The organism is Pseudoduganella sp. GCM10020061 (assembly GCF_042683405.1).
In the GTDB taxonomy this organism is placed as follows: domain Bacteria; phylum Pseudomonadota; class Gammaproteobacteria; order Burkholderiales; family Burkholderiaceae_D; genus Telluria.
Genome location: NZ_JBHUJS010000011.1, coordinates 15,379 through 41,868, shown reverse-complemented (window position 1 = coordinate 41,868; position 26,490 = coordinate 15,379). Strand labels below are relative to the sequence as shown.

Sequence of the window (26,490 nt, the reverse complement as noted above, 5' to 3'; positions counted from 1 at the left end):
CCGTTTTCAATCGTGCGGCGCGGAAAATTACATTCCGGTACGCTTTCGTGCCCCTTGGTAAATCAATTTTTCCTTGACTCGCGTCTCCACTCAGGTATCTTCGATTTTCTCCGCCTTGAAACTGCTTGCCGACAATTCGGAATTCAACACTGTGCAGATACCAAAGGTTCTTTTGGTGAATGACGACGCCGCGAGCCTGACCGCACTGGAAAGTGTGCTCTCGGGACAGGACCGTGCGCGCGAATACCAGCTGGTGCGCGCCGGCTCGGGGCAGGATGCGCTGCGCCAGGTGCTGATCCACGATTTCGCGGTCATCCTGCTCGACGTGGACATGCCGGACATGGACGGTTTTGAAACCGCGCGCGCGATCCACTCCCATCCCCGCTCGGCGCACGTGCCGATCATCTTCATCACCGCATACTATGCCGACGAGCTGCACAAGGTCGAAGGCTACGGCATGGGCGCGGTCGACTACCTGTTTACCCCGCTGGTGCCGCGCATCCTGCAGGCCAAGGTGGCGGTGTTCGTCGAACTGGCGCGCAAGAACGCCGAGCTGCTCGAGCGCACCGGCGAGCTGGAACAGCTGTACCGCAACCTGAAGGTGCAGCGCGTGCGCGAACTCGAACGCGCCAACCGCGTGCTGGAGCAGGAGGTGGCCGAACGCCGCCTGGCCGAACAGCGCGCCCACGAGCTGTCGATCCGCGACCCGCTCACCGGCCTGGTCAACCGGCGCGCCCTGATCGCCCAGCTCGAGCATGCGGTGGCCTCGGCCGAGCGCCACGATACCGAATTCGCGCTGCTCTACCTGGACCTCGACCGCTTCAAGCAGGTCAACGACACCCTTGGCCACGAAGTGGGCGACCAGCTGCTGCGCGAAGTCGCCTCCCGCCTGACTGCCGCGGTGCGCGCCTCGGACGTGGTGGCGCGCCTGGGGGGCGACGAATTCGTGATCCTGCTGGAAGGCCGCGGCGCGCACCAGAATGCCGCGCGGGTGGCGCGCAAGATCGAGCAGGCGCACACGCGCCCGTTCGACATCGGCGCCAAGCCGCTGGCGTGCAGCGCCAGCATCGGCATCGCTCTCTACCCGCAAGACGGCGTCAACGCCACGCTCCTGATGCAGCGCGCCGACAGCGCCATGTATTTCGCCAAGCAGAAACAGCGCGGCGGCATCGCATTCTTCTGTGCCGAGCAGGACCAGCAGGAAAATGAGCGGACGCGCCTGGTCGGCGAGCTGCACGAGGCGCTGGAACTGGGCCAGCTGGAGCTGTACTACGCCCCGCGCGCGGCGGTCGCCAGCGGCCACCTGACCGGAATCGAAGCCCTGCCCTACTGGAATCATCCCCGCCACGGACTGGTTGCCGCGAGCGGCCCGCTGGCCGAGGCCAACGACCGCGGCCTCCAGGAGCGCTTCAACGAATGGGCGATGCGCGAACTGACCGGCCATGCGCGCCAGTGGCGCAGCAGCCTGCCTGCCCTGCCGCTCGCGCTCAACCTGGAATTCGCCAGCCTGGTGCCGGAGTCCACCGAACGGCTGCTGCGCCAGCTGGCCGACAGCGGCCTGCCGGAGGGCTGGCTGGAACTGGAAGTGGGCGCCGCGCTGCTCGAAGACGGCAGCGCCGCCAGCCAGCTGCGCGAGCTGTCCGGCGCCGGCGCCAGGCTTGCGCTCGACGGCTTCGGCCGCAGCGCATTTTCGCTCGCCACGCTGCAGCAGGCCCCGCTCGCCCTGGTCAAGATGGACCCGTCCTTCGTGGAGGGGATCGGCCATCACCCCGGCGGCGCGGACCTCGTTGCGGCCATTATCCACATGGCCCACGCCCTGAAACTCAGCGCCGTGGCAGAGGGCGTCTCGACCCAGGAGCAGCTCGACACGCTGCGCCTGCACGAGTGCGACCAGTACCAGGGCGACCTGCTCTCTCCCCCGCTGCCTGCGCATTCCGTCCCGGAGTTCGCGGCAGTGCATAATTACATGCTTCACCCCACCATCCCCAGGAATGAGGACTTAGTCAATGAATAACATGACCGAATTTGCCGAAGAGTTGGATGCCAAGCTGCTGCTGCAAACACTGATGGCACTCAGGAAGGGTGACTTCAGCGCGCGCATGCCGAGCGACCTGACCGGCATCTCCGGCAAGATCGCCGATACGCTGAACGAGATCATCGAGACCAAGGAGCGGATGGTCAAGACCATCACCGAGGTCTCGCGCGTGGTGGGCCGCGAAGGCCGCCTGACCCAGCGCGCCGCCGTGCCGAACATGCAGGGCGGCTGGGGAACGATCATCAGCTCCGTCAACACCCTGATCGACGACCTGGTGCGCCCGACCACCGAGATGGCGCGTGTCATCGGCGCGGTGGCAAAAGGCGACCTGTCGCAGACCATGGCGCTGGAGGTCGACGGCCATCCGCTGAAGGGCCAGTACCTGCGCGCGGCGACCACCGCGAACACGATGGTGGAACAGCTTTCCTCCTTCTCTTCCGAAGTGACGCGCGTGGCGCGAGAGGTCGGTACCGAGGGCAAGCTGGGCGGCCAGGCGCAGGTGAAGGGCGTGGCGGGCACCTGGAAGGACTTGACCGACTCGGTGAACTCGATGGCGGGTAACCTGACGTCGCAGGTGCGTAACATCGCGGAGGTGACCACTGCGGTGGCGAACGGCGACTTGTCCAAGAAGATTACGGTGGACGTGCGCGGCGAGATCCTGCAGCTGAAGGACACGATTAACGTCATGGTGGACCAGCTGCGCTCCTTCGCATCCGAGGTGACGCGCGTGGCGCGTGAGGTGGGTACCGAGGGCAAGCTGGGCGGCCAGGCATACGTGCCGGGCGTGGGCGGCACCTGGAAGGACTTGACCGATAACGTGAACTTCATGGCGTCGAACCTGACGGGCCAGGTCCGTAACATCGCGGCGGTGACGACCGCGGTGGCGAACGGCGACTTGTCAAAGAAGATTACGGTGGACGTGAAGGGCGAGATTCTCGAACTGAAGAACACCATTAACGTCATGGTGGACCAGCTGTCCTCGTTCGCATCCGAGGTGACGCGAGTCGCGCGAGAGGTGGGTACCGAGGGCAAGCTGGGCGGCCAGGCGCAGGTGAAGGGCGTCGCGGGTACCTGGAAGGACTTGACCGACTCGGTGAACTCGATGGCGGGTAACCTGACCGGCCAGGTGCGTAACATCGCGGAGGTGACCACCGCGGTGGCGAACGGCGACTTGTCCAAGAAGATCACGGTGGACGTGAAGGGCGAGATCCTGGAGCTGAAGAACACCATTAACGTCATGGTCGACCAGCTGAACTCCTTCGCATCCGAGGTGACCCGCGTGGCGCGTGAGGTGGGTACCGAAGGTAAGCTGGGCGGCCAGGCAAACGTGCCAGGCGTCGCGGGTACCTGGAAGGACTTGACCGACGGCGTGAACTCGATGGCGGGTAACCTGACCGGCCAGGTGCGTAACATCGCGGACGTGACGACCGCGGTGGCGAACGGCGACCTGTCCAAGAAGATTACCGTGGACGTGAAGGGCGAGATTCTCGAACTGAAGAACACCATTAACGTCATGGTGGACCAGTTGTCCTCATTCGCGTCCGAGGTGACCCGCGTGGCGCGTGAGGTGGGTACCGAAGGCAAGCTGGGCGGCCAGGCATACGTGCCGGGCGTGGGCGGCACCTGGAAGGACTTGACCGACAACGTGAACTTCATGGCGTCGAACCTGACGGGCCAGGTCCGTAACATCGCGGCGGTGACGACCGCGGTGGCGCGAGGCGACTTGTCCAAGAAGATTACCGTGGACGTCAAGGGCGAGATTCTCGAACTGAAAGACACCATTAACGTCATGGTGGACCAGTTGTCCTCGTTCGCATCGGAGGTGACCCGTGTGGCGCGTGAGGTGGGTACCGAAGGTAAGCTGGGCGGCCAGGCAAACGTGTCCGGTGTGGCAGGTACCTGGAAGGACTTGACCGAGAACGTGAACCAGCTGGCGGCGAACCTGACCAACCAGATGCGCGCGATCGGCGAGGTGGCAACCGCAGTGACGCGAGGCGACTTGTCCCGTTCCATCCAGGTGGAAGCGCGCGGCGAGGTCTCCTACCTGAAGGACAACATCAACGAGATGATCCGAAACCTGAAGGAGACCACGCAGAAGAACGCGCAGCAGGACTGGCTGAAGACCAACCTGGCGCGCTTCACGCGACTCCTGCAGGGCCAGCGCGACCTTGGCGCGGTGACCAAGCTGATCCTGTCCGAACTGGCGCCGCTGGTGTCGGCGCACCACGGCGTGTTCTACATGATGGACTCGCAGGAGATGGACGCACGCCTGCGCATGATCGCCAGCTACGGCTACCGTTCAAGCCGCAAGCTGCCGACCTCCTTCCTGCCGGGCGAAGGCCTGGTGGGACAGTGCGCGGTCGAGAAGACCCGTATCTGGCTGACCGACGTGCCGCGCGACTACATCGTGGTCTCGTCCGGCCTGGGCGCGGCGCCGCCGACCAACATCGTGGTGCTGCCGATCCTGTTCGAACAGCAGGTCAAGGCGGTCATCGAGATCGCGTCGCTGGACCGCTTCACCGAGACCCACCTGTCCTTCCTGGACCAGCTGATGGAATCGATCGGCGTCGTCCTGAACACCATCGAGGCGAACAGCCGTACCGAATCGCTGCTGACCCAGTCCCAGTCGCTGGCGCAGGAACTGCAGCAGACCAACCAGGAGCTGGCGGAGAAGGCGCGCCTGCTGTCCGAGCAGAACATCGAGGTGGAACGCAAGAACCGCGAGGTGGAACAGGCAAAGCTGGCGCTGGAAGAAAAAGCCACCCAGCTGGCGCTGTCCTCCAAGTACAAGTCCGAGTTCCTGGCGAACATGTCGCACGAGCTGCGTACCCCGCTGAACTCCCTGCTGATCCTGGCGCAGCAGCTGGGCGACAACCCGGAAGGCAACCTGTCGCCGCGCCAGGTGGAATTCGCGAAGACCATCCACGGCTCTGGTTCCGACCTGCTGACCCTGATTAACGACATTCTCGACCTGTCGAAGATCGAATCCGGTACCGTCACGCTGGACGTGTCCGAGTACCGCTTCTCGAACCTGCGCAACTACGTGGAGCGTACCTTCCGCCACATGGCCGAACAGAAGCACCTCGGCTTCAAGGTGGAACTGGCGGACAACCTGCCGAACTCCGTGATGACCGATACCACGCGCCTGCAGCAGGTCCTGAAGAACCTGCTGTCGAACGCGTTCAAGTTCACCAGCCACGGCCAGGTGGAGCTGGAAATCTCGATGGCCGATTCCGGCTGGACCAGCGACCACCCGAACCTGGTGCACGCCGACGCGGTGCTGGCGTTTTCGGTCAAGGATACCGGTGTGGGTATCGCGTCCGACAAGCTGCAGCTGATCTTCGAAGCGTTCCAGCAGGCCGACGGCTCCACCGCGCGTAAATACGGCGGCACCGGCCTTGGCCTGTCCATCTCCCGTGAACTGGCGCGACTGCTGGGCGGCGAGATCCGCGTGGAGTCGGTGGTCAACTCCGGATCGACCTTCACCCTGTACCTGCCGTACAACCGCGCAGGCTTCATCAACTACGACCTGGCGCGCCAGCCGGTCGCACGCCCTGCAGCGGCCCTGCCGTCGCACGTGGTGTACGCTCCTGCGCGCGAAATGGACGTCACCACCGTCGAAGTGCTGGACGAAAGCAGCTCGGCGCCGCCGGTCGAATACGGCAACATGCTAGACGACCGGGGCCTGGTGGCGCCGGGCGACCCGTCCGTGCTCATCATCGAGGACGACGACCGCTTCGCCAAGGTGGTGCTGGACTATGCGCGCGAAAAGAACTTCAAGGGCATCGTCACGCACAAGGGCGACTCGGCGCTGTCGCTGGCGCGCGACTACCTGCCGTCCGCGATCCTGCTCGACCTGGACCTGCCGGACATCGACGGCTTCACGGTGCTGGACCGCCTCAAGCGCGACCCGAGCACCCGCCACATCCCTGTGCACGTGATGTCCAGCATGCGCGAGCGCGAGAAGGCGCTGCGCCAGGGCGCCATCTCCTACCTCAACAAGCCGGTGTCGAAGGAAGCGCTGCACGAAGAGTTCACCCGCATCCAGAAGTTCCTGCTGGGCGGCAAGCGCAGCCTGCTGGTGGTGGATGACGAACAGGCGCAGCGCGATTCGATCGTGGAGCTGATCGGCGCGAAGGACATCCGCATCGTCGCCGTCGAAAATGGCGCCGAGGCGCTGGAAGCGCTGAAGAACAACCACTTCGACTGCATGGTGCTGGACCTGACCCTGCCCGACATCTCCGGCTTCGACCTGCTGGACACGATCGGCAAGGACAAGACCCTGCGCGACGTGCCGGTCGTGATCTACACGGCGAAGGAACTGAACAAGCGCGAAGTCGCGAAGCTCAAGAAATACGCCAAGACCATCGTGATCAAGGACGCACGCTCGCCGGAACGCCTGCTGGACGAAACGGCGCTGTTCCTGCACCGTTCGCACGCCAGCCTGCCGGAAGCGCAGCGCCGCATCCTGGACGAGATCCACGCGCAGGATGGCGGTCTCGCCGGACGCAAAGTGCTGATCGTCGACGACGACCTGCGCAACATCTTCGCGCTGTCCTCGCTGCTGGAGCGCCAGCAGATGCAGGTGCTGTTCGCCGAGAACGGCCGCGACGGCATCGAGGTGCTGGAGAAGGACCCGAGCATCGAGATCGTCCTGATGGACATCATGATGCCGGAGATGGACGGCTACGACACGATGCGGGCGATCCGCCGCATTCCGAAGTTCCGTTCGCTGCCGATCATCACGCTGACCGCGAAGGCGATGAAGGGTGACCGCGACAAGTGTATTGCCGCCGGCGCGTCCGACTACATCACCAAGCCGGTGGACGTGGCGCAGCTGCTGTCGCTGATGCGAGTGTGGCTGCATTGACGCGGCTCCCGATCATGGACCCGGGCGCGGTCCTGGCCACGGAGGAGCTGGAGATCGACTTGCTGCTGGAGGCAGTCTACCAGCGCTACGGCTTCGATTTCCGCTCCTTCGACCGCGCCAGCGTGCGGCGCAGGCTGCACTCGCTGATGCAGTCGCACGGGCATCAGACCGTCTCGCTGTTGCAGCACGCGGTGCTGCACCAGGCCGGCGTCAGCTCGGACCTGCTGCGCGCGCTGTCGGTGCAGCCGGCGCTGCTGTTCGACGACCCGGAGCAGGCGCGCCTGATGCGCATCGTGCTGGCCTGCCTGCACGCGTCGCCGGTTCCCAAGGTGTGGATGCCCGATTGTGCCGGGCCGGAGGCTGCGTGGTCGCTGGCGATCCTGCTGGCCGAAGAGCAGCTCCACCGCCGCACCGAGATCTATGCGACCTTCCCAAGCGAGGAAGCGGCGGCAGAAGCGGCCGGAGCGAGCATCCCGGTGGAGCGGATGGATGAGTACCAGGAGGCCTACCTGAAGAGCGGAGGCACGGGCAACCTGGCCGACTACTTCGTCATCAAGGGCAAGCGCGCAACGCTGCTGCCGCGGCTGCAAAGCCGTATCACCTGGGCGCAGTACAACCTGGTGACGGATGCCTCGCCCAACGAGTTCCAGATGATTATCTGCCGGCGTTCGCTGCCGGACTACGGCCCCGTGCTGCGCGCGCGGGTGCTGCAACTATTCCACGACAGCCTGGCGCTGTTCGGGGTGCTGGGCATCGACCGCATGCTCGAGCCGGGCGATGCGCTGCATGGTCGCTACCAGCCGGTGTTTCCGAGCGAGCCCTGGTACAAGCGCATCGCGTAATACGGTTTGGTCGGGTGGGACGGTCCTGCGGGGACAGTCCCACGGCCTGTATTACTTCGACGCGGCGGCAGACGGCCGCTCATGGATCCGGTCCCGCCACGCCTGCACATTGACCAGCCCCTCCTCGCCCGGCCGCAGCTTGACCAGCGCCTTGGCAAACTCCAGCCCGCAGTAGGCCGTGATGTCGGCGATCGTGAAGCGGTCACCCGCCACGTACTGCTGCTTGCCCAGCACCTCGTCCAGCCAGCGCAGCTTGTCGCGCGCCTTGCCCGCCTGCGCCAGCCCGAACTCGGAGAACTGCGGCCTCTCCAGCGTCGCCAGCGCCGGATGCGTGTGGCGCACCCAGTCGGTGATCCCGCGGAACAGCTGCAACTCGACGCGGCGGTCCGCCATTTCGATGAACGCGCGCTCTTCCGCGTCCCTGCCCATCAGGTTCGGCTCCGGATACAGCCCCTCGAGGTAGGTGCAGATCGCGCGCGTCTCGGACAGCACGCGCCCATCGTCCAGCTCCAGCGCCGGCACCAGGCCGAGCGGATTCTTGGCCAGGTACTCGGGCGTGCGGTGCTCATCCTTCATCAGGTCGATCGATACCTGCTCGATGCCGGTGATGCCCTTCTCGGCCATGAACATGGTGACACGGCGCGGATTCGGCGCGTACGGGCTGACGTAGAGCTTCATTGCTTCTCCTTTTTATTGGCGGGTTACTTCTGTTTGGACTGGCCGGTTTCGATCATGCCGCGCACTTCGCTGATCAGCGCTTCCGCATCGTCCACATTGCGCGTGAGGTCGCGCTTGTATGGCGGCATCTGCACGCCCTTCTGCACTGCCGGCCGCTGCTCGATCTGCGCCAGCCAGCGCTGCAGGTGCGGCAGGCCCTCGGTCGACACGCCCGACCATGGCGCGGTGCGCACCCAGGCAAAGTGCGCAATGTCGGCGATCGAATAGTCGCCCGCGAGGTACTCGTGGTCCTTGAGCTGCCCGTCCAGCACCGTGAACAGGCGGCGGCTCTCGCCCTGGTAGCGGTCGATCGCGGGCTGGATCTTTTCGGGGAAGTAGCGGTAGAAGGCGTTGGCCTGGCCCATCATCGGGCCGACGCCGCCCATCTGGAACATGAGCCACTGGATCACGCGCGAACGGCCCTTGGCGTCCGTGGGCATCAGCTGGCCCGTCTTCTCGGCCAGGTAGATCAGGATCGCGCCCGATTCGAACACGGCGAAGTTGTCTTCCGCGCGGTCGACGATGGCGGGGATGCGCCCGTTCGGGTTAATCGCGAGGAACCACGGCTCCTTCTGCACATTGGTCGACAGCTCGAGCGCATGCAGTTCGTACGGCAGCCCGAGTTCTTCGAGCGCGATCGAGGCTTTGTGGCCATTTGGCGTGGCCGCGGAATATAGATCGATCATCCGGATCTCCTTGTTCACTTTTTGGCAACGGCGATCATATCCCCTTTTCCACTGCCACGCTTGCGGCTGAATGGTTTGACATCAACGCGGATTTAACGATAGATTGCCCGGTCCGCCGCAGAAAATGCCGGCGCCCCTACATACATATAGTGAGAAGGATTCCAATGCGCCGCACGCTGCTCGTCACTTCCCTGCTCTCCGCTTTTGCCTCGATCCCGGCCATCGCCGCGCCCGCCCCGTCCAACGCGCCTGCACGCGCAATCGCAGCCGATGCGACCACGCAGCTGCCGCGCCACACGGCGCCAAGCCACTACGATGTGTCGATCACGCCGAACGCCGCCAACGCGACCTACACCGCCAGGACCACGATCACGCTGACCGTGCTGGAACCGACCGCATCGATCACGCTCAACGCGACCGAGATGGCGTTCGCGTCGGCACAACTGACCGGCGCATCGGGCATGGCACAGCAGCCGAAGATCGCGGTGGACGAGCAGGCGCAGACGGCGACCTTCACGTTCGCGCAGCCCCTGCCGCGCGGCGAATACAAGCTCGCGCTCGACTACAGCGGCAAGATCGGCACGCAGGCCGTGGGCCTGTTCTCGCTCGACTACGACACGCCACAGGGCAAGAAGCGTGCGCTGTACACCCAGTTCGAGAACTCCGACGCGCGCCGCGTGATCCCCTCGTGGGACGAGCCGGCGTACAAGGCCACCTTCACGCTCGAGGCGATCGTGCCGGCCGACCAGATGGCCGTCAGTAACATGCCGGTCAAGAGCACCGGCAAGCTGCCGGACGGCCGCAAGAAAGTGCAGTTCGGCCGCTCGCCGAAGATGTCGACCTACCTGCTGTTCTTCGCGCTGGGCGACTTCGAACGCGCAACCAAGGTGGTGGCCGGCACCGAACTGGGCGTCGTCACCAAGCGCGGCAACATCAAGCAGGCCCAGTACGTGCTGGACGAATCGGGCAAGCTACTCAAGGAATTCAACAGCTACTTCGGCGTGCCCTACCCGCTGCCAAAGCTCGATAACGTGGCAGCGCCGGGGCGCAGCCAGTTCTTCGGTGCGATGGAGAACTGGGGTGCGATTTTCACCTTCGAGTACGCGCTGCTGCTCGACCCTGCCATTTCCACGCAGGGCGACAAGCAAGGCGCCTTCCAGATCGACGCGCACGAAATGGCGCACCAGTGGTTCGGCAACCTCGTCACGATGCGCTGGTGGGACGACCTGTGGCTGAACGAGGGCTTCGCATCGTGGATGGAAAGCCGCATGACCGAGAAGCTGCATCCGGAATGGAACAGCCACCTGAGCGCCGTCGCCGTGCGCGAGGATGCGATGAACCGCGATTCGGTCGCCAGCACGCACCCGGTGGTGCAGAAGATCGACACGGTGGAACAGGCCAGCCAGGCATTTGACAACATCACCTACCAGAAGGGCGAAGCGGTCATCCGCATGCTCGAGAACTATGTGGGCGAGACCGCCTGGCGCGAAGGCGTACGTGCGTACATCAAGAAGTATGCGTACCAGAACACGGTGTCGGACGACCTGTGGCGCGAGATCGAAAAGGCGGCGCGCAAGCCGATCACCGCAATCGCGCACGACTTCACGCTGCAGCCGGGCGTGCCGATGCTGCGCGTTGCGGACGCATCCTGCAAGAGCGGTAACACACAGGTCAGCGTGACGCAGGACGAATTCACGCGCGACCGTCCGGGCAAACAGCCGCTCGCGTGGCGCGTGCCGGTGGTCGCGCAGACCGTCGGCTCCATCTCGACCGCGCGCACACTGGTCTCCGGCGGCAAGGGCACGTTCACTGTGCCGGGCTGCGGACCGCTGGTCATCAACGCCGGACAGGCGGGCTACTACCGGACCGTGTATTCGGATGCGCTGTTCGCGCGCCTTGCCAAAGACTTCGCCAAGGTCAAGCCGATCGACCAGCTGGGCATCCTGTCCGATAGCTGGGCGCTGGGCATGGCCGGTGTGCAGGATCCGGCCAATTTCTTCGACCTGGCCAACACGCTGCCGCTGTCGGCAGACCCGCAGGTATGGGGGCGCGTGGCCGGCGTGTTCAACGGGCTCGACGACCGCTATCGCGGCGACGAGGCACGCCAGCAGAAGTTCCGCGCCTACGCCCTCAAGCGCCTGCGTCCGGTGATGGAGCAAACCGGCTGGACCGCGCGCAAGGGCGAGCTGGAAACCATCGCGACGCTGCGCGAGCAGCTGATTGTCACGCTCGGCCAGCTGGGCGACCCGGCCGTCATCGCCGAAGCGCGCCGCCGCTATGCAGCGTCGGCAACCGACCCTTCCGCGATGCCAGGGCCGCTGCGCAAGACCATCATGCATGTCGTTGCCTACCACGCGGATGCGGCCACCTGGGACAAATTGCGGGCGGCGGCACGCGCCGAGAAATCGCAGCTGATCAAGGACAGCTACTACGAGCTGCTCGCGTCGCCGGCCGATAAGGCGCTGGCGCAGCGCGCGCTGGAACTGGCGCTGACCGACGAGCCGGGCGTGACCAACAGCGCGGACATGATCGCGACGGTGGCGCAGAACCACCCGGAAATGGCGCTCGACTTCGCGCTCGCGAATCTCGCCAAGGTCAACGAGCGTGTCGATGCCACCTCGCGCAGCCGCTACATTCCGCGGCTCGCGGGCGACTCCGGCGAGCAGGCCACCATCGCCAAGCTGGAGAAATACGCGCAGGAGCACCTCGCCCCGACCTCGCGCCGGGACGCAGAAACCGCGGCGGCAAACATCGCCACCCGCATCAAGGTGCGCAACGAGCTGCTGCCGAAGATCGACAAGTGGCTGGCTGCGCACTGACCGGTTGAACGCTGCCGGGCGGCGCAATGCGCCGGCCCGGCTCGCGGCCCGGCAGGAGCACGAGCGTGAGCCGCGTGCGGCGCATTCAAGGCCGTGGCGCCAGCAGCACCATGGGAATGGCAAGCAGGATGAAGAGGCCGGCCCAGACACCGGCGGCCTTGATGCCGGCCGCACGGCTCACCGCTGCGCCATCGGCAGCGACGATATGGTGCCGGAAGAAGAACGCGGCGAAGGTGGTCGTCAGCGCCAGGCCGAAGCCTGCCCGCACCAGCGGCGGCAGCTCTTCAGGCAGCGGATAAAAGTTGAGGAAGACCCGGATCGCCATCGACAGCGTGAACAGGAATCCCGCGAAGAACAGGCTGTGCTTCCAGCTGAGGGTCCCGGAGCGGGACAGGAACACCGCGAATTTCGCCACCGCAGCCAGCATCCCCAGGACGAGCAACAGGAAGAGGAAGAAGAAGACGATTTGCATCTGGGCGCCAGTTCATGGGAGTTATTGTTGGGCAGGACAATAACATGGCGGCCGACGTGCGTGCGCGGTTTATCAGTGGCTCGCCAGCCACGCCGCCAGCACGCCCTCGCTGCCGGCTGGCGCATGCAAGCCCAGCTTCGTGCGGCGCCACAGGATGTCCTGCGCGCTGACTGCCCATTCCTGCGTCGTGAGGTAATAGACTTCCGCCGCGTACAGGCCGGGCACGATCTCCGGCCCCATGTCGTTCATCGAGCGGCAATGCTCGAGCAGCCGGTTCATCCGGTTGCCGTAAGCGCGGCAATAGCGTCGAAATGCGTCCAGCGGCAGCCATGGATAACGCAGGCGCATGCCGCGCTGCCACTCCCCGAATTCGAGCACGCTGCGATTGCTTGGGCGTTCGCCGAACAGGTCGCCGCCCGGAAGCACGGCGCCTTCCGTCCACGGCCCGCGCGGCGCGCCCAGCCCGGGGGCGATGCGCGATACCGCCTCCTCCGCCAGCTTGCGGAAGGTGGTGAGCTTGCCGCCCAGGACGGTCAGCATCGGGGCGCCGTCGGCGTCGTATTCGAAGCGGAAATCGCGCGTGGCGGACGAGGGATCGCCCGCGTCGTCATCCGCGATCGGGCGCACGCCCGAGTACGACCAGACCACGTCCGCCGGCGCCAGCTGCTTGCGGAAATATTGGCTGGCGATGGCGCACAGGTACGCGGTTTCGGCGTCACCGATCGCGACGTGGTCCGGGCTTCCCGTGAAATCCAGGTCGGTGGTGCCGATCAGTGTGAAGTCCCGCTCGTACGGCAGCGCGAACACGATGCGCTTGTCGGCGCTCTGAAAAATGTAGGCATAGTCGTGTTCGAAGAGTTTCGGCACGACGATATGGCTGCCCTTGACCAGGCGCAGCGGCTGCGCCGCTGATGTGCCGGTGGCGAGTTGGCGGACGCTTCCCGCCCACGGGCCGGCGGCATTCACCAGGCAGCGCGCGCGCACATCGGTGCGGCGGCCGTCGTCGTGCATGAGGCGGGCATGCCACCTGTCCTCCTCGCGGCGCAGCGGGCCGCACAAGGTTCGGGTGAGGATGTTGGCGCCACGTTCACGCGCATCCATCGCGCACAGCAGGACCAGGCGCGCATCGTCGACCCAGGCGTCCGAATAGGCGAAACCGCGTTTGAATTCGGGTTTGAGCGGTTCCCCCGCCGGGTGGCCCGCCAGCCTGAGCGACTCCGAGCCGGGCAGGAATTCGCGGCGCGCGAGCCGGTCGTACAGCCACAGGCCGGTACGGATCAGCCATGCCGGGCGCTGGCCCGCGTCGTGCGGCATCACGAAGCGCAGCGGCCACATGATGTGCGGTGCGCTGCGCAGCAGGATCTCGCGCTCGCGCAGTGCCTTGCGCACCAGGGAAAATTCGAAGTGTTCGAGGTAGCGCAGCCCGCCGTGAATCAGCTTGCTCGACGCGGACGATGTGTGCGCGCCCAGGTCGTCCTTTTCGCACAGGACCACCGACAGGCCGCGCCCGGCCGCGTCGCGTGCGATGCCCGCGCCGTTGATGCCGCCGCCCACCACCAGCACATCGCAATCGATCTGTTCCAGAACCGCTCCCGGCAGGTACGCGCGTGGCGCAATGGTGCGATTGTAATTCGATATGGGACAAGGAATCGAAAATGTGCGCGCCGCTCGCTGCAGGTAAGATGGCAGCATCATGATCACCACGCCCTACGTTTCCACATTTCTCGGCAACCGCTTTTATCCGCTCGAACCGCGCATCGACAAGGTCGCGATCGAGGATATCGCCCACGGCCTCGCCTACCAGTGCCGCTTTAACGGCCAGACCTGCGAGTTCTACTCGATCGCGCAGCACAGCCTGGTGGTCGCGCAGCTGGTGCCGGAGCACCTGCGTTTTGCCGCACTGATGCACGACGCCGCCGAGGCTTATCTCGGCGACATGGTCAAGCCGCTCAAGGTGCTGCTGCCGCAGTTTGCGCAGATCGAGGAGCAGGTGGGCGATATCATTGCGCGCACCTTCGACATCGATTTCAGCGAGTACGCGCCGATCAAGCGCGCCGACCTCATCGCGCTGGCCACCGAAAAGCGCGACCTCATGCCCCATTCCGCCGAGCGCTGGGCCTACCTGGACGACATTGCGCCGCTGCCCGAACCGATCGTGGCGATGGATCCGGCCACCGCCAAGCTGGCCTTCCTGGCAGCGTACGATCTCGCGGCCGGCACGCACCGCCGGCGCTAAGTGCAGGATTTATCAGGGCTTTTGCCGATATCCACAGCAAATGTGGATAAACATGTGGATAAGGGGTGCTTGACAAGCCAAAACGCCCGTAACGATGGGGTTTGTAACAATCTGCACGTTTCGGCGGCAGTAGCCAAATGCTTTAAAAATCAATGACTTGGCTACCACGGTTGGTTCGGCGCTGCGCTTTCGGGACGAAATTTTGATTGTGCGGCGCGTCAGGGGATAAGTCGCGCGGAACGAGGCCTAATTGCGCCCATCTTCGGTCTACTCGCGTTATCAAAGAATAACCTGATGCTATTGGTGAGATCGGTGCCGATCCGCCGCGATTGAAGCCGAATTGAGCCGATCTTTGCCCATCCTTGCCGATCCTGCGCGATCCTGACTCGCTCGGACGCCCGGCCCTCGGTTAGCGATTCACTAGCACGCTGCCGAACAGCGCCGGAACCGTGATGCGCACCTTGCCGCCGCTGACTTTCACTGGCTGGCCCGTCAGCGCATCGGCCAGCTGCAGCCCATGCATCGCAGCCGGCAGCGCCATTGCCCCTGACACCTACTGCGTCATTACGACAGCCGAGTAGTAATCTTACGAAAATTTGGAGTCAGGTTCGCGTCCACCGGACCGGACACATTCACAAGTCGAAATCGTAGCCGTCGCGATGGCAGGAATTGGGCGGGACATTCTTACGATGCTTGGCGCGGACAATTTCCTGCGCCGTTTTGACGGTCCCGTTCAGGATGCGCTCCTCCTCCTCTTCGGTGAGGACGATATTGAATTCGTCTTGCAGCGCTTCAATCAACGCAATGGGGCTGAACACTCCCGAAAGGTTTTCGCCAATCCTCGTATTCGGCGAGACCTGATCTTTCAACTTGTCGAGCTCATCGGCGATCCGTGCCAGCGTCCTGGCATCCAGGTCGGCAGGAGCGCACTTCTTGACTGGCTCGGCCGGTGTTCCGCTCCCCGCAGCGTATGCGTTCGCTGAAAGGCAGGCAATCACGACCAGTACGATGCGAGAGAAGTTCTTCATGACCAATCCTCCCATTGGGCTCCTTACCTCAGTATCGACGCGCTGCGCCGGATTGCAAGCGGCGCGCCCCGCCGAAGCGTGGCTGGAGTGGAGGAAGGATCGAGGGACTGGTGCTGAGGGACGGTATGCCCTACTTCCACGCGTTACGGGCGCGGTCGCGCACCATCATCCGCACGCTGTCAGGCATCGGCGCGCGGCTCTTCACGGTGCTCGCATCCATCCAGACGCTCTCCTCATAATGCTTGAGCATGGCCGGGGTGATGAAGCGTGTGCGCGCGGCGTACACGTGGCGGTCGCCCATCTGTGATTGCTGCTTGATGAAGAATTTGTTGGGGACGACGATGTGCAGGTGCTCCTTGGCGCGCGTCATGGCGACGTACAGCAGGCGGCGCTCTTCTTCGATGTCGGCCTGGCTTCCTGTCGCCATGTCGGACGGGATGCAGCCGTCGACGACGTTCAACACGTGCACCGATTTCCATTCCTGGCCCTTGGACGAATGAATCGTCGACAGGATCACGTAGTCCTCGTCCAGCAGCGGCGGGCCGGCGCGGTCGCTGGTCGCTTCCGGCGGATCGAGCGTGATCTCGGCGAGGAAGGTCTCGCGCGAGCCGTAGCCGCCCGCAAGCTGCGCCAGCTGTTCGACGTCGGCGGCGCGCACGCTGGCGTCATCGTGCATGCGCTCGAGGTGCGGCATGTACCAGTTGCGCACCAGTTCGATGTCGGCCGGCCAGCGCAGGCCCGGCGTGCGCAAGGCGCGGTACAGTTCGACGAAGGATTGCCATTCGCCGCCGGCCTTGGCGGGCGCGTCGAACGCTTCCACTGCGGCCACCGGTTCAGCCGCTTCGCCGATGGCGTCCAGCAGGCGCGTGGCGGTCGCCGGACCGATGCCCGGGATGAGCTGGGCGACGCGGAAGCCGGCCATGCGGCCGTTAGGGTTCTGGGCAAAGCGCAGGACCGCCAGGACGTCCTTGATGTGCGAGGCCTCGAGGAACTTGAGGCCGCCGAATTTGACAAACGGAATATTGCGCCGCATGAGCTCTAGCTCCAGCGCGGCCGAGTGGCTGGCGGCGCGGAACAGGACCGCCTGCTGGGTCAGGGCGATCCCGGCCTCGCGGTGTTCGAGGATGCGGTTGCATACCCAGCGCGCTTGTTCGGCTTCATCCGGGATCAGCACGAGCTGCGGCCTGGCGGTCGATACCTTGTCGGTCCACAGCGTCTTGGTGTGCCGCTCGACGGCCGCCGCGATGACGGCGTTGGAGGCGTCCAGGATCGGCTGGGTGGAGCGGTAGTTGCGGTCCAGGGTGACGACCCGGGTGTTGTCGCCGAACTGCTTGGGGAAGTCGAGGATGTTGCGGACGGTCGCGCCGCGGAAGGAATAGATCGACTGGGCGTCGTCGCCCACCACCATCACGCCTTCGCCGCGCGGCTTCATGCCTTGCAGGATCGCGGCCTGCAGGCGGTTGGTGTCCTGGTACTCGTCCACCAGCACGTGGTCGAACAACGCGCCCACTTCCGGCCCCAACTCGGGGTCGGCCACCATCTCGGCCCAGAACAGCAGCAGGTCGTCATAATCGAGAACGTTCTGCTCCTGCTTGGCGTCGACGTAGGCGCCGAACAGACGCTTGAGGTCTTCTTCCCATTCCGAGCACCAGGGGAAGGCCGACTGCAGCACCTCGCCCAGCGGCTCGCGCGTGTTCACGACGCGCGAATAGATCGACAGGCAGGTGCCCTTGAGCGGGAAGCGCTTGGCGGTCTGGGTCAGGCCGATGTCGTGGCGCACGAGGCCCATCAGGTCTTCCGAATCACCGCGGTCGTGAATGGTGAACGAGTCTTCCAGTCCGATGCGGCCGGCGTATTCGCGCAGCAGGCGCGCGCCGATGCTGTGGAAGGTACCCGCCCACGGCAGCGTGGCCGGCGATGCAGACGGCGACAGCTTCATCACTTTTTGCAGCACGCCTCCCGCGCGCCGTCCCATCTCCTGCGCCGCGCGGCGCGAGAATGTCAGCAGCAGCATGCGCTGCGGGTCGGCCCCCGCCGCGATCAGCCGCGCGACGCGGTGCGCGAGCGTGTTGGTCTTGCCGGAGCCGGCGCCGGCGATCACCAGCATGGGCCGGACCTGGCCTGGCGGCAATGCTATGTCGTGTTCGACGGCCTCGCGCTGCGCCTCGTTGAGGCTGGCGAATGGATCGACTGCGGGCGGGGATTCGATGACGGCGGACATACAAAGAGAAATTGACGGTTGTCACGACTGTACATTTATCCAGTACTGCGCCGCAAGGTTTTTTTCAGTTGGAATGTCAGAGCGACGGGGAATACTCCTACAAACTTGTTGCCACGCGGATACGCCGCTCACGCTAAGTGGCTGAACACAAACGACTTTTTATGATATCCACACTGATTGTGAATAACTTTGTGGACAATGCGGGCTTGACACGCGGGAACCCAGCAGTGATGCGGCTTCCAACAAAGTGCCCATTCTTGAGGCAGCTTCCGGACCCCATGCAAATCAATGACTTAGATGAAGGCCGCGGCAGCGGCCGAACTTTTTTCCCGCGCCATCCGGTCAGCCGTTTTTGTGAATAACCATCGGTTATCTATGCCTTCCAGAGCAATCCTTTTGATAAAAAAATGACAAGTCCGGCGCTAACGCAGCCTTCGCTCGACGGCTTTCCGGTCCATGTGTCCGAAAAGTGCCTGTAGGAATGCGCCGACGCGAGCCGGGCGGGCGGCTGAAGCCTTTATACCGTGGGGCAAAGGCGCGCCCCTGCGCCACCCGCGTGCCTAAAATTAGTGCATCGACAGGAGGGCACCATGGAACCACATGAACGTCTCAACCCGGGCGACGAAGCCGAGCCGGGTACCGTTGGCGCAGGCGAAGGCATTTGCGACCACTGCGCAGGAACGGGAAAGATGGAGGACGGCAAACCGTGCCAGGAATGCGGCGGTACCGGACGCGTGATGCGCGGCATCGGCGGCGGCTGAGCAAAACGGATATTGCCTGCGGCAACCGAACCCTCCCGCCCACGGGGCGGGTCCTATAATCATTGCGACAATTCCTAACCCGCGAGCAAACGGATGAACGAATTTCACCACTTCAAGAACCGTGAGGACGCCGGCGCCCAGCTCGCCCGCCAGCTCACGGACTACGCCAACCGTGACGACGTGGTCGTGCTGGCCCTGCCCCGCGGCGGCGTGCCGGTCGCCTACCAGATCGCCACCGCCCTGCACGCTCCGCTCGATATCCTGCTGGTGCGCAAGCTCGGCCTGCCCGGCCACGAGGAATATGCGATGGGCGCGATTGCCAGCGGCGGCGTGCGGGTGCTGCAGACTTCCGTGGTCCAGCAGATGCATGTGCCGCCCCAGGTGGTGCAACAGGTGATCGACCGCGAGACGCAGGAGATCGAGCGGCGCGAGCTGGCCTACCGCGGCGGGCGCAAGCCGCGCTCCATCACCGGCAAGACCGTGATCCTGGTCGATGACGGCTTGGCGACAGGCGCCACGATGCGCGTCGCCGTCGAATCGCTCAAGCGCCACAAGCCGGCCCGGGTGGTGGTGGCAGTGCCGGTCGCAGCGCCCGATTCGCGCGACATGATCGCCGCCGAAGTCGACGACGTGGTCTGCCTGAGCGCCCCGATGATGTTCCGGGCGGTGAGCGAATGGTACGGCCACTTCGACCAGACCAGCGATGCGGAGGTCCAGCAGCTGCTGGAGGCCGCGCGCGATCCCGACGACGCTGAAACCGAGCGCGAAGCCGAAATCGCCACCCAGTTCACGCGCTAGCCATGCCCAGCATCAAAGACACCACCCTCGCCGACGCCATCGGCAACCACGCCACCGGGCTGGAAGGCAGCGCGCGCGATTACGACGCGCTGCTGGACCTGGTGGGCGACGCGCGCTTCGTGCTGCTCGGCGAAGCGACCCACGGCACGCACGAGTTCTACGAGGAGCGTGCCCGCATCACGCAGCGCCTGATCACCGAGAAGGGATTCCATGCGGTGGCGGTGGAAGCCGACTGGCCCGACGCCTACCGCGTCAACCGCTACGTGCGCGGCGAAAGCGAGGACCGCGACGCGGTGCAGTCGCTGGACGGCTTCAGGCGCTTTCCCACCTGGATGTGGCGCAACACCGACGTGGTCAACTTCGTCGAATGGCTGCGCGGCCACAACGACGGGGTGCACGGCAAGGTGGGGTTCTACGGACTTGACCTGTACAGCATGTTCACCTCGATCGAGGAAGTGCTGCGCTACCTGGGCAAGGTCGATCCGGAAGCGGCGCGCAATGCGCGAGAACGCTACGCCTGCTTCGACCACTACCATGCGGACAGCCAGCGCTACGGTTATGCGGCGGGGATCGGCATGTCCGAATCGTGCGAACAGGATGTGCTGAACCAGCTGCGCGAACTGCAGCAGCGCGCCGGCGACTATGCGCGCACAGCGGGCGCCGACGAGTTCTTCGCCGCGCACCAGAATGCGCGCCTGGTCCACAACGCCGAGGAGTACTACCGCACCATGTTCCGCGGCCGGATCTCGTCGTGGAACCTGCGCGACCGCCACATGGCCGAGACACTGGAAGCGCTCGACCGCCACCTCTCGATCCAGGCGGGCGAACCGGCCCGCATCGTGGTGTGGGAGCACAACTCGCACATCGGCGACGCGCGCGCGACCGAAGTGGGTCGCATGGGAGAGTGGACGGTCGGCCAGCTGGCGCGCCAGCAGTGGGGCAAGGATGAAGTGGTGCTGATCGGCTTTTCGACCTACCACGGCTACGTGACCGCGGCGTCGGCGTGGGACGAGCCGCCCGAGCGCAAGCGCGTCAACCCGGGCCTGCCGCACAGCTATGAGGATGTGTTCCATCGCGCGGGCATGGAACGCTTCTACCTGCCGCTGCGGGAGCACAACCACGCGACCGAGGCGCTGATGCAGGAACGGCTCCAGCGCGCGATCGGCGTCGTCTACCTGCCGCGCACCGAGCGCCAGAGCCACTACTTCATGTCGCGCCTGCCGCAGCAGTTCGACGCGATCCTGCACTTCGACCGCACCGATTCCGTGACGCCGATCGACCGCGGCGCGATGGCAGGCGAAGAGCCGCCGGAGACCTACCCATCCGGCTTCTAGGGTGTAGAAACGCCTATTACACGCGACGGATGCCGATGGACGCGAGCGCATCGGCCACGTCGTCCACCACTGCCTCCAGCTGGTCCGGCGCATCCAGCGGCCGGTCGAACGTGGCCAGCACCGCGCCCGACGCATCGCGCAGCTCCGCCCGCACGACGTGGCCCTCGTCCGCCGCCGAAACGGTGGCGCCGACGCTGCCCGGATCGATGCCGCCCTCCTCCATCAGCGCGCGCGCACCTGCCATCATGCGCAGCATGAACAGCTCGTTCGCACCCTGCTCCTTGGCTCCATGGAACAGGTCCTGGTACAGGAAGCTGATCTCGATCTCGCGTCCCGGCGCGAGCAGCCGCGCCAGCAGCGGTTCGGCCATGGCGGTCCACGCGCGATAGCGTTCCATGCGCCGCTCGAAGTAGTCGTCGGCCTGCGCCTCGCCCTTCGGCACCGCGTAGAACTTGTCGTCCACGCGCTTGAGCGAGAAGCCAAGCAGGAAGCGCAGCTCGAGCGCCTCGTCGTCCGGCGCGAATGGCGCGCTATCCCAGCCGCTCATGCTGCGCTCGAGCGCCGGCATCGGTTTGACCTTGCGTTCGTCCATCCCGTTCGCCACCTCGCGCACGATCTCGTGCAGGCTGGCGTAGCTGATGCGGTCCATCTCGGCAAGGTCATACCAGTGCTGGATCAGCACCACACGCGCATCCGGGCTTTCCAGCCCCTGCGCGGTGAAGCTGTCGAGCAGCTGTTCGTAGGCCTGCTGGTCTTCGAAGCCCTGTTCGGCGCGCAGGCCGCCCGTGCTGCGCACGAACAGCGGAATGGCGAAGGCGTTGATCTCCATGTCCGGCGCATCGCCGCGCGCCTGCCGGCTGCGCAGCAGCACGGTCGACGCCGATTCCTCGACCGTCTCGCGCAGCAGCGCGTGGGTGCCATCGGCCATGTCGCGCGCTTCCTCGATCGCGTCGTACAGCACGTCGTCGTGCTTCTTCAACAAGTGCTTGCGCACTTCGCGCTGCAGGGAGGCCACCTCGGCCTTCTTGCGTGCGCATTCGAGCGCCAGGTCGGTCAGGGCGCGGACCGCCGCCTCGTCGTCGACATCGTGATCGGGTTCGTCTGCGGGATTTTGTGTTTTTGTCATGTATTAATGGAGTATTCGGGAATAAGCGCATGGCCGCTGAGCACGGCACCGCCAGTCCTTCTATAATAGCGCCCATGAGCCAGCCACTTCCATATGTTCCGCAGTCGTCGATCAACCTTGGCGCGCTGAAAGCGAGTTGTTCGAGCTGCAGCATGCACCAGTTGTGCCTTCCGCTCGGACTCGAAGACAACGAGATCAACCGCCTCGACCAGATCATCGGAGGGCGCCGCCGTGTCGCCAAGGATGAACGGCTGTACAAGGTCGACCAGCCGTTTCGCAACCTGTACGCGATCCGCTTCGGCCACTTCAAGACCTACCAGGTCAACGCGCGCGGCGAAGAGCAGATCACGGGCTTCCAGATGGCCGGCGAGCTGCTGGGCATGGATGCGATCAGCTCGGACCACCACCACTGCGACGCGGTGGCGCTGGAGGACAGCGAGGTGTGCGAGATTCCGTTCGAGCGCCTGGAGGACCTGTTCGGCCACGTGCCGACGCTGCTGCGCCACTTCCACCGCATCATGAGCCAGGAAATCACACGCGAACAGAACGTCATGCTCCTGCTCGGGAACATGCGTGCGGACCAGCGCTTCGCCGCCTTCCTGGTCAACCTGTCCACGCGCTATGCGGCGCGCGGCTACTCGTCCACCAGTTTCGCGCTGCGCATGTCGCGCGAGGACATCGGCAACTACCTGGGGCTCACCATCGAAAGCGTGAGCCGCCTGCTGTCGCGCTTCAAGAAGCAAGGCTGCATCAAGGTCGACAAGCGCGAGGTGACGATCATCGATCCGGTCCAGCTGAAAGCGATCGCGGCAGGCACCGAGTCCTGTCCCGGCGGCTCGGACTAGCCAGCCCCAAGGGGGACTATCCCTCCAGGGACCGTCCCCGCATAACGAAAAAGGGCGCAAGCGCCCTTTCGTGTCCCAACTTAATGCACCAGTGGCGAACGCTCCGCATCAGCCACCAGCGTCACGTTTTGCTCGTCCGGCCAACGCCACTCCCCCGTCAGCCGCCAGGTGCGGCCTTCGCCCTCCACGATCACCTGCCAGCGGGCCCGCTCCAGCATCGGCAGCGGCACCGAGAAGCGTCCCTCCCCGTCGCTGCGGGCAGCCAGCTTCAGGTCCTTGTCCGGCTGCGTGGAATGCACCAGCTGGATGTCGAGCGCGGCCGCCATCGGCTTCCCTGCGGCGCTGAGCACCCCTTCCAGCCGCTCGCTCGCCGGGTTGTAGCGCGCTTCGACCTGCAGCTGGCGTTCCGCTGCCGCGCGGTCGCGGCTCAGGTCCTGGTTGATCGCCTTGCCGCGCTTGTAGTAGTCGTCCACCACCAGCGCGTCCGGCGTGCGCGATGCCAGCGTGATCATGATGATCGCGCCCACTACCACCCAGGCCGGGCCGATCATCAGCAGCCATGGCCAGCGCTGCTTGTACCAGGGCGTCTGTTGCGTGTCCTGCTGTTCCATCCTGGCTCCTGTCCTTAACGGCGCGGCACGATGAAGACCGCTTCTTCGGTCACGCGCAGCGCGGGATCGTCCTTCGCGACGATCGCAAATTCAATCGGGTTGGCGCCCTTCTGCCCTTTGCCGTGGCGGATGCGCACGCGCACCGCAACGGAGCGGGTAGTGGCGCCATCGAGCGCCGCTTCGGTCGGCTCGGCCACATGCAGCGACTCGATGCCGCTCGCGCTGATCACGAACACATGCGGCTTCTCGGCCGTATTCATGATCTGCAGGCGGTACACGTTCTCGATCATGTCGTTATCCACTTCGCGGCCCATCGAGCCACGGTCGCGGATCACGTCCAGCTTGACCGGGTTGCGCATCGCCAGCGAGGCGACGAACCCGACCATGATAGCCAACAGCAGGCCGGTGTAGATCAATACGCGCGGACGCAGGACCCGGCGCGCGATCTGTGCCGGATTCCACTTCTTCTCGAGCGCGCGCTCGGTGGCGTAGCGGATCAGGCCTTGCGGCTTGCCCACCTTGTCCATCACGGTGTTGCACGCGTCGATGCAGGCCGCGCAGCCGATGCACTCGTACTGCAGGCCCTTGCGGATGTCGATGCCGGTCGGGCACACCTGGACGCACAGGGTGCAGTCGATGCAGTCGCCAGCCGGCTTGTCGCCGGAGTTCGGGCCGCGCGGCTCGCCGCGTTCCTTGTCGTAGGTGACGATCAGCGTGTCCTTGTCGAACATCGAACTCTGGAAGCGCGCATACGGGCACATGTACTTGCACACCTGCTCGCGCAGCCAGCCGGCATTCCCGTAGGTGGCCAGTGCGTAGAATCCAACCCAGAAGGTTTCCCAGCCGCCCAGCGCAAATGCCGCGATCTCCGCACCCATCATGCGCATCGGCGTGAAGTAGCCGACAAAGGTGATGCCGGTCCACAGCGCGACGATGGCCCAGCCGGTGTGCTTGGCGAGCTTGCGCGCCACCTTGTTCACCGACCATGGCTGGCGGTCGAGGCGGATGCGCGCACTGCGCTCGCCTTCGATCTTGCGCTCGATCCACATGAAGATCTCGCTGTACACGGTCTGCGGGCAGGCAAAGCCGCACCACACCCGTCCCGCCACCGCCGTCACCAGGAACAGCCCATACGCGCAGATGATCAGCAGCGCCGCCAGGTAGATGAAGTCCTGCGGCCACAGCACGATGCCGAAGATGTAGAACTTGCGCGCTGCCAGGTCGAACAGCACGGCCTGGCGACCGTTCCATTCGAGCCAAGGCAGTCCGTAGAACAGGATCTGGGTCAGCCAGACGGTCATCCAGCGCAGGGACGCGTAGCGCCCCTTTGCCTCGCGAGGATAGATCTCCTCGCGGGCCGCGTACATTTTGATGACCTTTACTTCCGGGTTATTCATTTACTTTGCTGCCAATGCTTTTGGTTCGTTCGACAGGCTCCACACGTACGCAGCCACCACGTGCACCTTGTCTTCACCGAGGAACTCGGCGAATGCAGGCATGGTGTTGGTGCGGCCCTTGCGGATCGTCTCCATGATGGTCTCTTCGCTGCCGCCGTACAACCAGGTCTTGTCGGCCAGGTTCGGCGCACCCATCATGGTGTTGCCGGTGCCGCCCGCGCCGTGGCACGCGATACAGGCCGCAAACTTGGACTTGCCGAAGTGCGTCTTGATCGGGTCGGTGGTCAGGCCGGACAGGCTGCGCACATAGTGGGCGACGGCTTCGACATCCTTGTCCGATCCGATCGCGGAAGCCATCGGCGGCATCATGCCGGTGCGGCCGGCAAGGATGGTCTTCTTGATGTCGTCAGGCGTACCGCCGTGCAGCCAGTCCTTGTCGGTCAGGTTCGGATAGCCCTTGTTGCCGCGGGCGTCCGATCCATGGCACTGCGCGCAGTAGGTCAGGAACAGGCGCTCGCCGATTTCCTGTGCCTGCGGGTCGGCCGCCACGGTCGGCAGGTCCTGCTTTGCGTACTTCGCGAACAGCGGGCCGTACTCGGTGCTGGCCTTGGCCAGTTCTTCCTTGTACTCGCCGCTGGACTGCCAGCCGAGCGTGCCCTTGTAGGTGCCCAGGCCCGGGTACAGCACCAGGTAGGCGAGCGAGAACACGATGGTGATGTAGAACAGCCACATCCACCAGCGCGGCATCGGCGTGTTGAGCTCCTTGAGGTTCTCGTCCCACACGTGGCCGGTGGTGCCGTCCGAATCGGGCGCCACCTTGTGCGTGGATTGGGACCACAGCAGCAGGCCGCAGCCGGCGATCGACAGGATCGTGATGATCGCGATGTACCAGTTCCAGAAACCGCTGGTGAAATCAGCCATGGCCATTCTCCTCGTCCGCGAACGGCAGGCGCGCAGCCTGGTCGAAGTCGCGCTTTCCCTTCAGTGCGTAAGTCCACAGCAGGATGCCGACGAAGGTGACAAAGCTCACCACCGTCATCACGCTGCTTGCGCTGTCAAAAATCTGTTCCATAGTCTTAGTTCCTTGCCTTGATCTGTGTGCCGAGCCCCTGCAGGTACGCGACCAGCGCGTCCTGTTCGGTCTTGCCTTCGAGTTCAGAAGGACCGGCCGCAATGTCTTGTTCCGAGTACGGCGTGCCGAGGCGCTGCAGCGCGCGCATCTTCGGCACCACCGACTGCGGATCCAGCTTGGTGGCGGCAAGCCACGGGTAGCCCGGCATGTTCGACTCGGGCACCAGGTCACGCGGATTGTCCAGGTGGACACGGTGCCACTCGTCGGAGTAGCGGCCGCCCACGCGCGCCAGGTCCGGGCCGGTGCGCTTGGAGCCCCACTGGAACGGGCGGTCATACACGAACTCGCCCGCCACCGAATAGTGGCCATAGCGCTCGGTCTCGGCGCGGAACGGACGGATCATCTGCGAATGGCAGTTGTAGCAGCCTTCGCGCACGTACACGTCGCGGCCCACCAGGCGCAGCGCCGAGTAGGGCTTGAGGCCCGTCACCGGCTCGGTGGTGGACTTCTGGAAGAACAGCGGCACGATTTCGACCAGTCCGCCGAACGAGATGACCACCACGACCAGCGAGATCAGCAGCCAGGGATTCTTTTCGATCCACTCATGTGAGAACTTCATG

22 protein-coding genes are annotated in these 26,490 nt (G+C 64.8%); 9 read left to right on the top strand and 13 right to left on the bottom strand.

From position 1 onward, the window contains the following. Positions 1-175: 175 nt before the first annotated feature. From ACFSQR_RS14555 to ACFSQR_RS14545, 3 genes are read left to right on the top strand one after another with little or no spacing between them, the layout of a single operon-like run. Positions 176-2,014, top strand: a complete 1,839-nt coding sequence (locus ACFSQR_RS14555; RefSeq protein WP_377730645.1) for a putative bifunctional diguanylate cyclase/phosphodiesterase — start codon at positions 176-178, stop codon at positions 2,012-2,014. Further along, positions 2,007-6,905, top strand: coding sequence for a response regulator (locus ACFSQR_RS14550; protein WP_377730644.1), 4,899 nt, complete (start codon positions 2,007-2,009; stop codon positions 6,903-6,905). The genes ACFSQR_RS14555 and ACFSQR_RS14550 overlap by 8 nt, the downstream gene beginning before the upstream one ends. Further along, positions 6,893-7,747 (top strand): CheR family methyltransferase, encoded by an 855-nt coding sequence (locus ACFSQR_RS14545; protein WP_377730643.1) that lies wholly within the window; start codon positions 6,893-6,895, stop codon positions 7,745-7,747. Before ACFSQR_RS14550 ends, ACFSQR_RS14545 begins: the two co-directional genes overlap by 13 nt. Before the next feature lie 51 nt (positions 7,748-7,798). Here the strand turns inward: ACFSQR_RS14545 and ACFSQR_RS14540 are convergent, their stop codons facing one another. Together ACFSQR_RS14540 and ACFSQR_RS14535 are read right to left on the bottom strand one after the other, a co-directional pair. After that, a complete protein-coding gene (locus ACFSQR_RS14540) occupies positions 7,799-8,425 on the bottom strand; it encodes a glutathione S-transferase family protein (RefSeq protein ID WP_377730642.1) in 627 nt (208 codons plus the stop codon). Positions 8,426-8,448: 23 nt separating this feature from the next. Next, entirely contained in the window at positions 8,449-9,150 is a 702-nt protein-coding gene (locus ACFSQR_RS14535; protein WP_377730641.1) for a glutathione S-transferase family protein, read from the bottom strand. Between the two features lie 164 nt (positions 9,151-9,314). Between ACFSQR_RS14535 and ACFSQR_RS14530 the strand changes: the two genes are divergently transcribed. Continuing rightward, entirely contained in the window at positions 9,315-11,969 is a 2,655-nt protein-coding gene (locus tag ACFSQR_RS14530; protein WP_377730640.1) for a M1 family metallopeptidase, read from the top strand. An 85-nt stretch (positions 11,970-12,054) separates the two neighbouring features. Here ACFSQR_RS14530 and ACFSQR_RS14525 read toward each other — a convergent pair whose 3' ends face one another. Then, positions 12,055-12,441, bottom strand: coding sequence for a hypothetical protein (locus tag ACFSQR_RS14525; protein WP_377730639.1), 387 nt, complete (start codon positions 12,439-12,441; stop codon positions 12,055-12,057). A 72-nt stretch (positions 12,442-12,513) separates the two neighbouring features. Continuing rightward, positions 12,514-14,136 (bottom strand): glycerol-3-phosphate dehydrogenase, encoded by a 1,623-nt coding sequence (gene glpD / locus ACFSQR_RS14520; RefSeq protein WP_377730638.1) that lies wholly within the window; start codon positions 14,134-14,136, stop codon positions 12,514-12,516. On the opposite strand from glpD, the gene ACFSQR_RS14515 reads away from it, so the two are divergent. Then, positions 14,135-14,677 (top strand): phosphohydrolase, encoded by a 543-nt coding sequence (locus ACFSQR_RS14515; protein ID WP_377730636.1) that lies wholly within the window; start codon positions 14,135-14,137, stop codon positions 14,675-14,677. The two genes, glpD and ACFSQR_RS14515, sit on opposite strands and share 2 nt — an antisense overlap. A 409-nt stretch (positions 14,678-15,086) precedes the next feature. On the opposite strand, the gene ACFSQR_RS14510 is transcribed toward ACFSQR_RS14515, so the two are convergent. The 3 genes from ACFSQR_RS14510 to ACFSQR_RS14500 all read right to left on the bottom strand — a co-directional run bounded on the left by ACFSQR_RS14510 (position 15,087) and on the right by ACFSQR_RS14500 (position 17,926). Then, complete coding sequence (locus ACFSQR_RS14510) at positions 15,087-15,230, bottom strand: hypothetical protein (protein WP_377730635.1); 144 nt, start codon at positions 15,228-15,230, stop codon at positions 15,087-15,089. A gap of 79 nt (positions 15,231-15,309) precedes the next feature. Then, entirely contained in the window at positions 15,310-15,705 is a 396-nt protein-coding gene (locus ACFSQR_RS14505) for a hypothetical protein (protein WP_377730633.1), read from the bottom strand. 130 nt (positions 15,706-15,835) lie between these two features. After that, on the bottom strand, positions 15,836-17,926 hold the full coding sequence (locus tag ACFSQR_RS14500) for an ATP-dependent helicase (RefSeq protein ID WP_377730632.1): 2,091 nt from the start codon (positions 17,924-17,926) through the stop codon (positions 15,836-15,838). 590 nt (positions 17,927-18,516) lie between these two features. On the opposite strand from ACFSQR_RS14500, the gene ACFSQR_RS14495 reads away from it, so the two are divergent. From ACFSQR_RS14495 to ACFSQR_RS14485, 3 genes are all read left to right on the top strand, one after another. Then, positions 18,517-18,687 carry a hypothetical protein gene (locus ACFSQR_RS14495; RefSeq protein WP_377730631.1) on the top strand — a complete coding sequence of 57 codons (171 nt, stop codon included), beginning with the start codon at positions 18,517-18,519 and terminating at the stop codon, positions 18,685-18,687. Between the two features lie 93 nt (positions 18,688-18,780). Beyond that, on the top strand, positions 18,781-19,485 hold the full coding sequence (locus ACFSQR_RS14490) for a phosphoribosyltransferase (protein ID WP_377730629.1): 705 nt from the start codon (positions 18,781-18,783) through the stop codon (positions 19,483-19,485). A 2-nt stretch (positions 19,486-19,487) separates the two neighbouring features. Beyond that, on the top strand, positions 19,488-20,819 hold the full coding sequence (locus tag ACFSQR_RS14485) for an erythromycin esterase family protein (RefSeq protein ID WP_377730627.1): 1,332 nt from the start codon (positions 19,488-19,490) through the stop codon (positions 20,817-20,819). 16 nt (positions 20,820-20,835) lie between these two features. Here the strand turns inward: ACFSQR_RS14485 and ACFSQR_RS14480 are convergent, their stop codons facing one another. Next, a complete protein-coding gene (locus ACFSQR_RS14480; RefSeq protein ID WP_377730626.1) occupies positions 20,836-21,945 on the bottom strand; it encodes a hypothetical protein in 1,110 nt (369 codons plus the stop codon). 74 nt (positions 21,946-22,019) lie between these two features. Here ACFSQR_RS14480 and fnr point away from each other — a divergent pair, with 74 nt between their 5' ends. After that, positions 22,020-22,790 carry a fumarate/nitrate reduction transcriptional regulator Fnr gene (gene fnr / locus ACFSQR_RS14475; RefSeq protein WP_377730625.1) on the top strand — a complete coding sequence of 257 codons (771 nt, stop codon included), beginning with the start codon at positions 22,020-22,022 and terminating at the stop codon, positions 22,788-22,790. 80 nt (positions 22,791-22,870) lie between these two features. Here the strand turns inward: fnr and ACFSQR_RS14470 are convergent, their stop codons facing one another. Genes ACFSQR_RS14470 through ccoO form a run of 5 tightly spaced genes read right to left on the bottom strand, consistent with a single transcriptional unit; the run spans position 22,871 to position 26,489 of the window. Then, positions 22,871-23,401, bottom strand: a complete 531-nt coding sequence (locus tag ACFSQR_RS14470; RefSeq protein ID WP_377730624.1) for a FixH family protein — start codon at positions 23,399-23,401, stop codon at positions 22,871-22,873. 14 nt (positions 23,402-23,415) lie between these two features. Beyond that, a complete protein-coding gene (ccoG, locus tag ACFSQR_RS14465; protein ID WP_377730623.1) occupies positions 23,416-24,798 on the bottom strand; it encodes a cytochrome c oxidase accessory protein CcoG in 1,383 nt (460 codons plus the stop codon). Beyond that, complete coding sequence (gene ccoP, locus ACFSQR_RS14460) at positions 24,799-25,719, bottom strand: cytochrome-c oxidase, cbb3-type subunit III (protein ID WP_377730622.1); 921 nt, start codon at positions 25,717-25,719, stop codon at positions 24,799-24,801. Then, positions 25,712-25,870 carry a cbb3-type cytochrome oxidase subunit 3 gene (locus ACFSQR_RS14455; protein ID WP_377730621.1) on the bottom strand — a complete coding sequence of 53 codons (159 nt, stop codon included), beginning with the start codon at positions 25,868-25,870 and terminating at the stop codon, positions 25,712-25,714. Before ACFSQR_RS14455 ends, ccoP begins: the two co-directional genes overlap by 8 nt. Positions 25,871-25,874: 4 nt before the next feature. Then, complete coding sequence (ccoO, locus tag ACFSQR_RS14450; protein WP_377730619.1) at positions 25,875-26,489, bottom strand: cytochrome-c oxidase, cbb3-type subunit II; 615 nt, start codon at positions 26,487-26,489, stop codon at positions 25,875-25,877. Position 26,490 lies beyond the last annotated feature (1 nt).

Excerpts from the sequence above, each read along its gene's own strand:
- ACFSQR_RS14550 (WP_377730644.1), top strand. The coding sequence starts at position 2,007 with ATGAATAACATGACCGAATTTGCCGAAGAGTTGGATGCCAAGCTGCTG.
- ACFSQR_RS14540 (WP_377730642.1), bottom strand. The coding sequence starts at position 8,425 with ATGAAGCTCTACGTCAGCCCGTACGCGCCGAATCCGCGCCGTGTCACC.
- ACFSQR_RS14535 (WP_377730641.1), bottom strand. The coding sequence starts at position 9,150 with ATGATCGATCTATATTCCGCGGCCACGCCAAATGGCCACAAAGCCTCG.
- ACFSQR_RS14530 (WP_377730640.1), top strand. The coding sequence starts at position 9,315 with ATGCGCCGCACGCTGCTCGTCACTTCCCTGCTCTCCGCTTTTGCCTCG.
- ACFSQR_RS14525 (WP_377730639.1), bottom strand. The coding sequence starts at position 12,441 with ATGCAAATCGTCTTCTTCTTCCTCTTCCTGTTGCTCGTCCTGGGGATG.
- ACFSQR_RS14515 (WP_377730636.1), top strand. The coding sequence starts at position 14,135 with ATGATCACCACGCCCTACGTTTCCACATTTCTCGGCAACCGCTTTTAT.
- glpD (WP_377730638.1), bottom strand. The coding sequence starts at position 14,136 with ATGATGCTGCCATCTTACCTGCAGCGAGCGGCGCGCACATTTTCGATT.
- ACFSQR_RS14505 (WP_377730633.1), bottom strand. The coding sequence starts at position 15,705 with ATGAAGAACTTCTCTCGCATCGTACTGGTCGTGATTGCCTGCCTTTCA.
- ACFSQR_RS14500 (WP_377730632.1), bottom strand. The coding sequence starts at position 17,926 with ATGTCCGCCGTCATCGAATCCCCGCCCGCAGTCGATCCATTCGCCAGC.
- ACFSQR_RS14495 (WP_377730631.1), top strand. The coding sequence starts at position 18,517 with ATGGAACCACATGAACGTCTCAACCCGGGCGACGAAGCCGAGCCGGGT.
- ACFSQR_RS14490 (WP_377730629.1), top strand. The coding sequence starts at position 18,781 with ATGAACGAATTTCACCACTTCAAGAACCGTGAGGACGCCGGCGCCCAG.
- ACFSQR_RS14485 (WP_377730627.1), top strand. The coding sequence starts at position 19,488 with ATGCCCAGCATCAAAGACACCACCCTCGCCGACGCCATCGGCAACCAC.
- ACFSQR_RS14480 (WP_377730626.1), bottom strand. The coding sequence starts at position 21,945 with ATGACAAAAACACAAAATCCCGCAGACGAACCCGATCACGATGTCGAC.
- fnr (WP_377730625.1), top strand. The coding sequence starts at position 22,020 with ATGAGCCAGCCACTTCCATATGTTCCGCAGTCGTCGATCAACCTTGGC.
- ACFSQR_RS14470 (WP_377730624.1), bottom strand. The coding sequence starts at position 23,401 with ATGGAACAGCAGGACACGCAACAGACGCCCTGGTACAAGCAGCGCTGG.
- ccoG (WP_377730623.1), bottom strand. The coding sequence starts at position 24,798 with ATGAATAACCCGGAAGTAAAGGTCATCAAAATGTACGCGGCCCGCGAG.
- ccoP (WP_377730622.1), bottom strand. The coding sequence starts at position 25,719 with ATGGCTGATTTCACCAGCGGTTTCTGGAACTGGTACATCGCGATCATC.
- ACFSQR_RS14455 (WP_377730621.1), bottom strand. The coding sequence starts at position 25,870 with ATGGAACAGATTTTTGACAGCGCAAGCAGCGTGATGACGGTGGTGAGC.
- ccoO (WP_377730619.1), bottom strand. The coding sequence starts at position 26,489 with ATGAAGTTCTCACATGAGTGGATCGAAAAGAATCCCTGGCTGCTGATC.